The organism is Actinoalloteichus spitiensis RMV-1378 (genome assembly GCF_000239155.1).
GTDB classification, from domain to species: Bacteria; Actinomycetota; Actinomycetes; order Mycobacteriales; family Pseudonocardiaceae; genus Actinoalloteichus_B; species Actinoalloteichus_B spitiensis.
Map to the genome: position 1 here is coordinate 1 of NZ_AGVX02000359.1, position 10,277 is coordinate 10,277.

Annotated in this window: 5 protein-coding genes; all 5 read right to left on the reverse strand. The window is 72.0% G+C overall.

Annotation, left to right across the window (positions count from 1 at the left end):
* Positions 1-189 precede the first annotated feature (189 nt).
* Complete coding sequence (locus tag ACTIDRAF_RS29235; protein ID WP_157163065.1) at positions 190-2,517, reverse strand: rhamnogalacturonan lyase family protein; 2,328 nt, start codon at positions 2,515-2,517, stop codon at positions 190-192.
* A gap of 684 nt (positions 2,518-3,201) precedes the next feature.
* A complete protein-coding gene (locus ACTIDRAF_RS29240; protein ID WP_245533558.1) occupies positions 3,202-4,449 on the reverse strand; it encodes a serine hydrolase domain-containing protein in 1,248 nt (415 codons plus the stop codon).
* Between the two features lie 257 nt (positions 4,450-4,706).
* Entirely contained in the window at positions 4,707-7,031 is a 2,325-nt protein-coding gene (yicI, locus tag ACTIDRAF_RS0216065; protein WP_016699749.1) for an alpha-xylosidase, read from the reverse strand.
* 95 nt (positions 7,032-7,126) lie between these two features.
* Positions 7,127-8,515, reverse strand: coding sequence for a GH1 family beta-glucosidase (locus ACTIDRAF_RS0216070; protein ID WP_016699750.1), 1,389 nt, complete (start codon positions 8,513-8,515; stop codon positions 7,127-7,129).
* A 118-nt stretch (positions 8,516-8,633) separates the two neighbouring features.
* Positions 8,634-9,644 (reverse strand): LacI family DNA-binding transcriptional regulator, encoded by a 1,011-nt coding sequence (locus tag ACTIDRAF_RS0216075; RefSeq protein ID WP_016699751.1) that lies wholly within the window; start codon positions 9,642-9,644, stop codon positions 8,634-8,636.
* Between the last annotated feature and the right edge of the window lie 633 nt (positions 9,645-10,277).

A 10,277-nucleotide genomic window follows, 5' to 3' on the forward strand; every position in this document is an offset into this window, starting at 1 on the left:
GGTGGGACCACCTCGTCGGCGCCGCCCCGGGCCGTGCCCCCTGGGAAGGGCGCTCGCCCGGTCTGCCGTCCTCCGATTCCTCCCGGGCCGCCTGAGCGCCAGCGCCGCCACGGACGCGTTCCCGGGACCGCGCCGGGGAACCCACCCGGACTCCCCGACGCGGCTCAGCGTGACCAACGGATCAGCGGATCACGGGTAGTAGACGTTGGGCTGCGGAACCGCTCCCATGCCGTCCCCGATGAAGAAGCTGGGGTGCGGCGGCTGGTTGTAGGCGGTGTTCTGCCACGCGATCGCCACCCGGTACTGGGTGTCGTGCATCAGGGTGGGAATCCGCCGGTCGGTGAGGTCGGTCGTCGTGTAGATCCGCAGCGCCCGGCTGTCCGACGTCCGCCACACCACCTGCTCCCGCCAGTCCCCGAACAGGTCACCCGAGAGCGCGGGGGTGGCCTTCGTGCCGTTGTTCGAGGCCACCCCGCTCGCCGTCAGCAGCCGGGTGTCCCCGTTCGGCCCGTACTTGTCGATCCTGGTCTGGTCGAGCAGCTCCCGCACCGGGTCGCCGTCCCACCACACGAGGAAGTTCGTCGACGAGGGCTTGCGGCCCACGTTCCGCCCCTGGGCGTCGCGCAGGCCGTCCACCCGGGACGACCACATCTCCGCCCCGGGGCTGCCGGCCCAGATGTCGCCGGCCACGCCGCGCCCGTTGTCGCCACTGGGCGGCGTGCTGTGGATCGTCTGCCCGGTGCGGGCGTCCACCAGCCACGAGCTGGGCTGGTTGCTGTTCTCGGCGACGCCGAAGACCTCCAGCCCCGGCCGGCTCGGCACGAAGTCGCCGACGTGCAGCGCGTCCCCGTGCCCGTACCGGGTGTTCCACAGCGGCGTGCCGTCGTGGTCGATGGCCATCGCGCCGAAGATGATCTCGTCGCGGCCGTCGCCGTCCACGTCGGCGATGGACAGGCTGTGGAAACCCTGCCCCCGGTACTGGCTGCCGGCCGAGTCGCTGTCGAAGGTCCAGCGCCTGGTCAGCCTGCCGTCCCGGAAGTCCCAGGCCACGATGACCGTGCGCGTGTAGTAGCCCCGGGACATGATGAGGCTTGGCCGCTGGCCGTCCAGGTAGGCGGTGCCGGCCAGGAAGCGGTCCACCCGGTTGCCGTAGTTGTCGCCCCAGTCGCTGACGTTCCCCCGCGCCGGCAGGTAGTCCACCGTGGACAGCGCGGCTCCGGTCCGGCCGTCGAAGACGGTGAGGAACTCCGGCCCGGCGAGCACGTAGCCGCTGGAGTTGCGGTGGTCGGCGTTGGCGTTGCCGATGACCCGGCCGGCGCCGTCCACCGTGCCGTCCGCCGTCTTCATCGCGACCTCGGCCCGGCCGTCACCGTCGAAGTCGTACACCTGGAACTGGGTGTAGTGCGCCCCCGCCCGGATGTTGCGGCCCAGGTCGATCCGCCACAGCCGGGTGCCGTCCAGCCGGTAGGCGTCGACGAACACGTTGCCGGTGTACCCCGACTGGGCGTTGTCCTTGGAGTTCGACGGATCCCACTTGACCACGAACTCGTACTGGCCGTCGCCGGTGAGGTCGCCGACGCTCGCGTCGTTGGCCGAGTAGGTGTAGTTCACGCCGTCCGGCGTGCGGCCACCCGCCGGCACCTGGAGGGGGACGTCGAGGTAGTTGCCGCCGGCGAACCGCAGCGAGGGTTCCGACGGGCCCTGCTCGGTGCCGTTCACCACGGCCCGGACGGTGTAGCTCGCCGTCGCCGAGGCCCCGCCGTCGAAGTAGTTCGTCGAGTTCGTGATCGGCGAGGAGTTCACCCGGGTCGTCCCCCGGTACAGGTTGAACGCCACGTCCGCCGGGTCGGTGCCCAGCAACCGCCAGCTGACCAGGTTGCCGTTCCCCGACCGGGCGCTGATCAGCCCCCGGTTCAGGTCCTCCACCTGCCTGGCCTGCCCCGGTGGCTGCGTCCCGCCGCCGTCGACCGGGACGAGCCGCCACTGCTGGTTGTGGCCGTCGTGGTCGGAGTACTGGGAGATCCGGGCCCCGTCCTCGGTGGACCACTCCCACACCTCGAGCGCCTTGCCGCTGAGCCGGTTGATGAACCGCACGTGGCCGTCGGCGGAGTCCGCGAGGCGGAACTGCTGGTTGTGCCCGTTGAGGTCCCCCCACTGCACGACACGGGCGCCGTCGGCGACGTCGAACTCGTAGAGGTCGAGGACCTTCCCGCTGTGCCGGGCCTGGATCCGGTACCACCCGTCGCCGGAGGACAGGAACCGGAACTGCTGGTTCGTGCCCGAGTTCCGGGTCCACTGCACGGCGTCCACGCCGTCCCCGGTGCCCCGGGCCTCGATGTCCAGCGCCTTACCGCTGTGCCGGTTCACCAGCTGGTAGTAGGTGTTGGGGTCGACGGTGGCCGCGTTGGCGGCCGCCGGAACCCCGAGAGTGGCGAGAACGGTGGCGATGACCGCCGTGACGGCGGTTCTCCATCGTCGCGGTGGGCGTTTCCCCGATATCCGTCGATCGTTCGACATCGTCATTCCCTTCAGCGCCTGACCACGACCCGATCACACCTCGACGTGCCCGGTGTCCCACCGAGAGGAAGAAGGAGGAGGCCACCCGTTCGTCCGGGGCCGGCGATGTCACGGCAGCCCGGGTGGTGGGGGTGTCGCCACGCGGAAATCGGTGGACAACCAGGCGGGGTGGACCCGCCGTCTCGTGTCGACGTGGGATGGCTGGTCAGGACGCAGGTCGTCGAGCGGTGGCCGTGCCGTGGCCACCGGTGCCGGCTGGCTGGGCGGGAATGTTACCCAGAATTCATCGAGCAGCCAAGAATGCGGAAACAACGGTGCTTGTCGCCGGGAGCGGGACGACGCGGTCCCGAGTGTCGATTCCTCGCCGGATAATTCACTGGAAGTGCTCCGGACGGAGTACCGGCGATCGTCGAAATCGGGAGCCGGCGGTGGTTCGGCGGTGGTTTCTCGTGACTATCGGCCGCCTTTCGCCGTGGTTTCGGGAAACGCCGCCGGCGGTGGACCGGAATCGGCCGGTGGGGCTGGCCCGATGCGGCCACCATCGACGGCGCACCGCCCACCCCACGGACCGAGCTCCCCCGTCGGTCCCCGGTGCGGAGGAGCACCCCGTCGCACCCCGCGAGGGTCGCTCCACCCCGACCGGGTACCCGGCCCCGGCCGTCGAGCGGCCGAGGCCGGCCCACGTCAGCGGTTCGACGTCGCGCCCAGTGGCGGCCCCGCGGCCAGGACGGTCGGAACGCTCCCCACCGGAGCCCACTCCTCGCCGCAGAACTCCAGGTTGATCGCGTTGACCACCCCGAGGTGGAACAGCCCGACGCTCTCGTCCCCCGCCCAGGCGTTACCGGAGACGGTGACGTGCCGCTCGCCGTCCAGCGTCCCGAACGAGTACGTGAGGAACCCCGGGATCCCCCCGGTGTGGCCGACGAGCGGGACGCCGCACACCGTGTTCAGCGCCTGGAGCCCCAGACCGTACTCCGGGAACAGCGTCGGATCGGTGGTGGGGACGCCGTCCGTCATCAGCGCCAGCGACTCCGGCGACACCAGCTCACCGCCGAACAACGCCTGGTAGAACCGGTTGACGTCCGCCGTGTCGGACACCAGGGCGTAGGCGGCCCAGGCGAAGGACGGGGTGAGCTCGGTGAGCTCCCGCCACTCGCCAGCCGGGTCCCCCTCCACCCGGTAGTACCCGGAGGAGTGGGGACCGGGGAGCTCCCGCTCGGTCAGCGGGAAGGAGCTGTTCACCATCCCCACGGGGTCGAACACCCGCTCCCGCAGCAGGACCTCCAGGGGCTCCCCGGTCACCGACTCCACGACGAGGCCGAGCAGCACGTAGTTGACGTTGGCATAGGAGAACCCGCCCCCCGGCTCGCCCACCGGGTCCTGGGCGTTGGAGAACCGGACGAGGTCCCACGGCGTGTAGGTGCGCCGCGAGTACTCGGCCACGTCGTCGAACTCGGGGTCCTCCAGGTAGTCGGGGAGTCCGCTGGTGTGGTTCAACAACTGCTCGACGGTGACGCGGTCGGCGGTCGGTACGGAACCCGGCAGGTGCTCGGCGAGGGGGTCGGCCAGGGCGAGCCGGTCCTCCTCGACGAGCTGGAGGACGAGCGTCGCCACCAGGCTCTTCGTCACGCTCGCCGCCCGGAACACCCCGTCCGGTGGTGTCGGGACCCCGGTGCCGAGGTCGGCCACCCCCGTGGTGAGGACCTCCTCGTCCTCGCCGTCCCTGACGCGGAGCTGGATGCCCGGGTATCCGGCGGCCTCGACGGGTAACCGGAGCGCGTCGAGCATCGCGCCCCGGTCGGAGGCCCGGGGCGGGTCCGGCGGGGCGTGGGCACCGGCACCGGGGTCGGCGAGCGCCGGGGGCGCCCCCAACGCGAGCAGCGCCGCCAGCGCGCCGCCCACCAGCGCACGCGGTGTCCTTCGGTGGTTCATCACGACGTGGTCCTCCCTGGACTCGGGTTCGTCCCTGCCGAACGTCGGCGGAGGATCAGGCTAGGTGCGCGACCAGGCCACCGGCATCGGTCGACCGGGCGGAGACGATCAACCTGAGGTCCGAGGGACGCCCCTGCCGGGTTCCTCCTTCCGGCCAGCCAGCTCCGGGCGCCCGGCACACCGCCGGCCCGGCTCCAACCCCGCGGCCCCCGCCGCCGCGAGGTCCGACCCGCCCGGGCCGGCGACGCCGAACCGGCTCAGTCCGCCACGACCACCGACAGTTCCGCCCCGGCGGCGGACAGCAGGACGCCCTGCTCGTGCGGCTCCCAGGTGCCCCCGCGCACCGCCGTCACCGACCGAACGCCCACCACCAGCACCCGCCAGTCCTCCGCGGCCCCGGCCACCACCCGCACGGTGAGGGTCGCCCCCGTGCGGGCGGTCTCGAACTCGACTCCGGTGTCCCCGGCCAACGTCGGGACCGAGGTCCTCGTCCTGGTCAGCTCCGGTGACCAGCCCACCCGCAGCGTCAACCCCCGCGTGTAGTCGTAGTCGGGGCGGTCGGACCGGTCGCCGAGCGGGACCACGGCCCCGGGGCGGACCAGGAGCGGCAGTCCCAGGAAACCGTGCCGCTCCCGGCGCCAGCCGGGGCCGTCCACCGGCTCCCCGGTGACCAGGTGGGTCCACCGGCCCGAGGGCACGTAGTACTCCACCTCGCCCTCCGCGCTGAACACGGGCGCGACCAGCAGGTCGTCACCCAGCAGGTACTGCCGGTCGAGGTAGTCGCAGGCCGGGTCGTCGGGGAAACCGAAGCCCATCGACCGCATCACCGGCCAACCGTGGTCGGCGGCCTGCCCCGCCGCCCCGAAGAGGTAGGGCATCAGCCGGCACTTCAGCTCCGTGAAGAACCTCGCGACCTCGACGGACTCCTCGTCGAACTCCCACGGCACCCGGTAGGACTTGCTGCCGTGGAGCCGGCTGTGGGAGGACAGCAGCCCGAAGGCCAACCAGCGTTTGAACACACCCGGGTCGGGCGTGCCCTCGAACCCGCCGATGTCGTGGCTCCAGAACCCGAAACCGGACAGGCCCAACGACAACCCGCCCCGCAGGCTCTCCGCCATCGACTCGAACGTCGACTCCGAGTCCCCGCCCCAGTGCACGGGGAACCGTTGCCCGCCCGCCGTGGCCGACCGGCCGAACACCACCGCCTCCCCCTCGCCCCGGTGTTCGCGCAACACCTCGAACACGGTCTGGTTGAACAGGTGGGTGTAGTAGTTGTGCATCCGCACCGGGTCCGAGCCGTCGTGGTACACGACGTCGGTGGGGATGCGTTCACCGAAGTCGGTCTTGAAGCAGTCCACGCCCATCGCGAGCAGGCCCCGCAGTTTGTCGGAGTACCAGGCCCGCGCCGCCGGGTTGGTGAAGTCGACGATGGCCAGCCCGGGTTGCCACAGGTCCCACTGCCACACGTCGCCGTTCGGCCGCCGCAGCAGGTACCCCTCCCGCATCCCCTCCTCGAACAGCGGGGACTTCTGCCCGATGTAGGGGTTGATCCAGACGCTGACCCGCAGCCCCCGGTCGTGCAGCCGGCGCAACATCCCCGGCGGGTCGGGGAAGACCGCCGGGTCCCACTCGAAGTCGCACCACTGGTACTCCCGCATCCAGAAGCAGTCGAAGTGGAACACGCTCAGGGGGATCGACCGGTCGCGCATCCCCTCGATGAACCCGGTCACCGTCTCCTCGTCGTAGGAGGTGGTGAACGAGGTGGACAACCAGAGGCCGAACGACCACGCCGGCGGCAGCGCCGGCCGCCCCAACAACGCCGTGTACCGGGACAGGATCTCCTTCGGCGTCGGCCCGTAGATGACCAGGTACTCCAGGGTCTGGCCCTCGCTGCTGAACTGGACGCGCCCCGTGTGCTCCGAGGCCACCTCGAACGAGGTCTGGCCCGGTTCGTTCACGAAGACGCCGTAGCCCCGGTTGGTCAGGTAGAAGGGCACGTTCTTGTAGGACTGCTCGCTGCCGGTCCCCGCGTCGGCCTGCCAGATGTCCACGACCTGGCCGTTGCGCACCAGCGGCGTGAAACGTTCCCCGAGGCCGTAGACGAGCTCGCCGACCCCGAGCGAGAGCTGGGCCACCGAGTAGTGCCGGTCCTCCTCGGTGACCGCGATCCCCGTGCCCTTCCGCCCCGTCCGCGTCAGCACCCGGCCCTCGGCGAGGAAGTCCAGGCTCCACTCCGCCGAGGTGTCCAACCGCAGCGACAGCCGCCCGCTGGTCAGCTCGACCACCGACCCGACCCGTTCCACCTTCGGGGTGGTGTCCGGCTCCACCGCGAGGGAGTACTCCGGGGACCTCGGACGCCCACCGGCGAAATGGGTGGTGCGGACCGCGATCACGTCCGGCGCCGGCGTCCACCAGTGCGTCGTCAACACCGGGCCGTACAACGTGTCGCCCCGGTGTCTCACCGCCCGGGTGGCGGCGTGCACCGTCACCGTCTCCCCGGTGGTGACCACGTCACGTGCCTCGGTGGCGTAGGACGCGCGCACACCGTCACGCATCAGCCAGACACCGTTGGTGAACTTCATCCGCTTCCTCTTCCCACTGGAAGGTGCCCGGCCGGGAAGCCGAGCGTTCTGACGTCGACGTACGCGCTGGAACGGGCGGAGCGGTGACGCTGGTATCAGCGCCGGGCGGAACGCTCCCGGTGGTCGGCGATGGCACGCCGGTACCAGTGGTAGCTGTCCTTGGGGGTGCGGGCCTGGGTGCGGTAGTCCACGTGGACCAGGCCGAACCTGCGGTCGTACCCGTAGGCCCACTCGAAGTTGTCCAGCAGGGACCACGCGTAGTAGCCGCGCACGTCCACCCCGAGATCCACCGCCCGCGCCACCGCGCGCAGATGCTCCCGCAGGTAGTCCACCCGGTCCTCGTCGTGCACCACCCCGTCGGCGCCGACCCGGTCGGCCTCGGCGCTGCCGTTCTCGGTGACGTACACCGGAGGCAGCCCCGGATAGCGCTCCACCAGCCCGGTGAGCAGGTCGGTGAGGGTGGAGGGCACCACCGGCCACCCCATCTCGGTGGTCCGCGCACCCGGCCACCCGGCCGCGACCGCCCCCACGTCCCACGCCGTGCGGCGGACCGGATCGGCCTCGACCCGGGGCGCGGGCGCCACCCGGCTGGGGGCGTAGTAGTTGACGCCGAGGAAGTCCAGCGGCGCGGAGATCACGGCGAGGTCCTCGTCCCGCCGGTAGGAGCCGTCCGCCAACGGCCCCCAGGTCTCCCGTTCCCACTCGGGGTACCGGGCACCGAGGATCGGATCGGTGAACGCGAGGTTCCGCAGCGTCTCCGCGCGCCGCGCCGCCGCGATCTCCTCCTCGCCGTCACCAACGGCGGTGATCCGCTCGGGGTTCAACGTGATCCCGACCTCGCCGGCGCCGGCGTCCCGCAGGCGGGCGGTGGCCAACCCGTGGGCCAGCAACAGGTGGTGGGCGGCGGCCAGCGCCGGGGTGCCCTCCCGCGTGCCGGGGGCGTGCCGGCCCTCCGCGTGCCCGATGAAGGCCGAGCAGAACGGTTCGTTCAGCGTGATCCAGCGGGACACCCGGTCACCCAGCCGGCCCACCACCAGCGACGCGTAGTCGGCGAACCGGTGCGCCGTGTCCCGCTCCCGCCACCCCCCGACGTCCTCCAGTGCCTGGGGCAGGTCCCAGTGGTACAGGGTGAGCGCCGGGTCTACCCCGGCCGCGAGCAGTTCGTCCACCAGGCGGTCGTAGAAGTCGAGGCCGGCGGCGTTCGCCGGTCCCCGACCCTCCGGCTGGACGCGGGGCCACGCGGTCGAGAACCGGTAGGAGTCCACCCCGAGATCCCGCAGCAGGGCCACGTCCTCCCGGTAGCGGTGGTAGTGGTCGCAGGCGACGTCGCCGGTCTCCCCCCGGGCCACCCGGCCCGGGGTGTGGGAGAAGGTGTCCCAGATGGAGGGTCCTCGACCTCCCTCCCGCACCGCCCCCTCGATCTGGTAGCTGGCGGTGGCCACCCCGAAGACGAAGTCCGGCGGCAGGACGGGCAGGTCGGACACGGGTTTCTCCTCTTCTCGCGGATGAACGGTCCTCGCCGACCGCCGGTGGGGACGGGCACGGACGACGGGGTTCGCCACGCACGCCGTGCCCGGGACCCCGTCGGCGGCGCGGCTGCCCTCACCTGCCCTCGCGGGGCGGGGCGACGCTCGGGCCGGGCAGCAGTTCCGGGGGGATGAGGACCCGCGTCCCGCTGGTCGGGTCGTCGACGGCGGCGATCGCCAGGGCGGTGGCGTGTTCCGCCATCCGTTCGACGGGCAGTTCCACGCGGCGGAACGCGGCGTGCTCCGGGTCGTCGGGCAGCGTGCCGATCACCACCACGGACACGTCCGAGGGAACGCTCATCCCCTGCTCCGCCAACGCCTCCACCACCACCCGCGCCGCCGCCGCGTCCTGCACGGCCAACGCCGTCGGCGCGTCGGGCATCGCGAACAGCGCGGCCAACCGCCGCCGCAGCTCCAACCGGTCCGAGGTCGAGTGCACGATCTCCACGCTCCCCGCGAGTTGCCCGGCCGCGCGGCGCGCCCCGGCCAACCCGTGCGCGGCGTAACTGCGCCTGGCCTGGATCTCCTGTTCGGTCACCGCGAGGTAGGCGAGCCGGTGGTGCCCGGCCGAGGCGAGGTCGGCCAGGGCGAGGACGGCGGCCTGCTCGAAATCCAGGTCGGTCCACGGGGTACCGAGCGTGGCGGTGGGCCGCCCCACCACCGAGATCGGGAAGTTCGCCTCCCGCATCGCCGCGATCCGGGGGTCGTCGAGGTCGACCGCCATCAGGATCCCGGCATCCGCCAACCGCCCCCTGGCGATCCGCCGCAGGCCGGGAACACCCTCCTGCGCGGTCATCAACAGCAGGTCGTGACCCTGGCGGACGGCCGCGACGCTCAGGTCGTGGATGAAACGGCCGTCGACGGCCCGGTAGGACCGGGTCGTCTGGGGGAGGGCCAGGGCCAGGACCCGGGTCCGCGCCGCGCGGAGCGCCCGAGCGCTGGCGTGGGGGTGGTACCCGAGCTCGTCGATCGCCTGGCGCACGACCTCCCGCGTGCCGGCGGAGATCTTGCGGGCCCCACTGAGCACGTAGGACACCGTGCTCGTGGACACTCCGGCCCTCTCGGCGACGTCCTTGATCGTGACCATTCCGCTCCTTTGCGGTCCGGTTGACGCGACGGGGATCGAAACGATTCACCTCATGTCCTTGATCGGAAAGTAGAAGCTGCGACCAACCGGTGTCAATGCTCCGAACGGGCAGCCCCACCGAACGGGCCACCAGGGGCGTCCGGTTCCCCGTCGGGCGGGGCCGGGCTTCGCCGTGGGGGAACGGATCACTGGGGGAGGGACGGCGTCCCGCCCTGCCCGCCGGCCGGTATCCCGACGACGGGTCCGGGTTCCCCCACGCGAACCCGGCCGCCACACCGGTGTCGTGCCGCACCTGGAACACCGGGCCACCGGCCGCCGGTAGTCTTCTCCGCCGCCCCATCGCGTCACACCCGGAGCGGGAATGCGCCCGGGCCCGCACGGGTTGGGCAGCGGTAGTGCGGCGCGGCGCCACGTCGTGCCGACGAACGAGAGAGAGGACCCGAACGTGACCGAGGCGGCTACCGAGATCCGCGACCTGACGGCCGAGGACGAGGACGACTTCCTCGCCGGCGCCGTCGCCTGCTCCACGGAGCCGGGCGAGTGCGAGGCGTGCCAGTGACATCGCCCCGCTGACGCCGTCCTCCCGGGACGGCCCCGGCCGCCGGCGTTCCGTGTCCTCCTGGCACCGCCGGC

What these genes read in the sequence shown, in the direction of transcription:
- yicI (WP_016699749.1), bottom strand. Translation starts at nt 7,031, where the DNA reads ATGAAGTTCACCAACGGTGTCTGGCTGATGCGTGACGGTGTGCGCGCG.
- ACTIDRAF_RS29240 (WP_245533558.1), bottom strand. Translation starts at nt 4,449, where the DNA reads ATGAACCACCGAAGGACACCGCGTGCGCTGGTGGGCGGCGCGCTGGCG.
- ACTIDRAF_RS0216075 (WP_016699751.1), bottom strand. Translation starts at nt 9,644, where the DNA reads ATGGTCACGATCAAGGACGTCGCCGAGAGGGCCGGAGTGTCCACGAGC.
- ACTIDRAF_RS29235 (WP_157163065.1), bottom strand. Translation starts at nt 2,517, where the DNA reads ATGTCGAACGATCGACGGATATCGGGGAAACGCCCACCGCGACGATGG.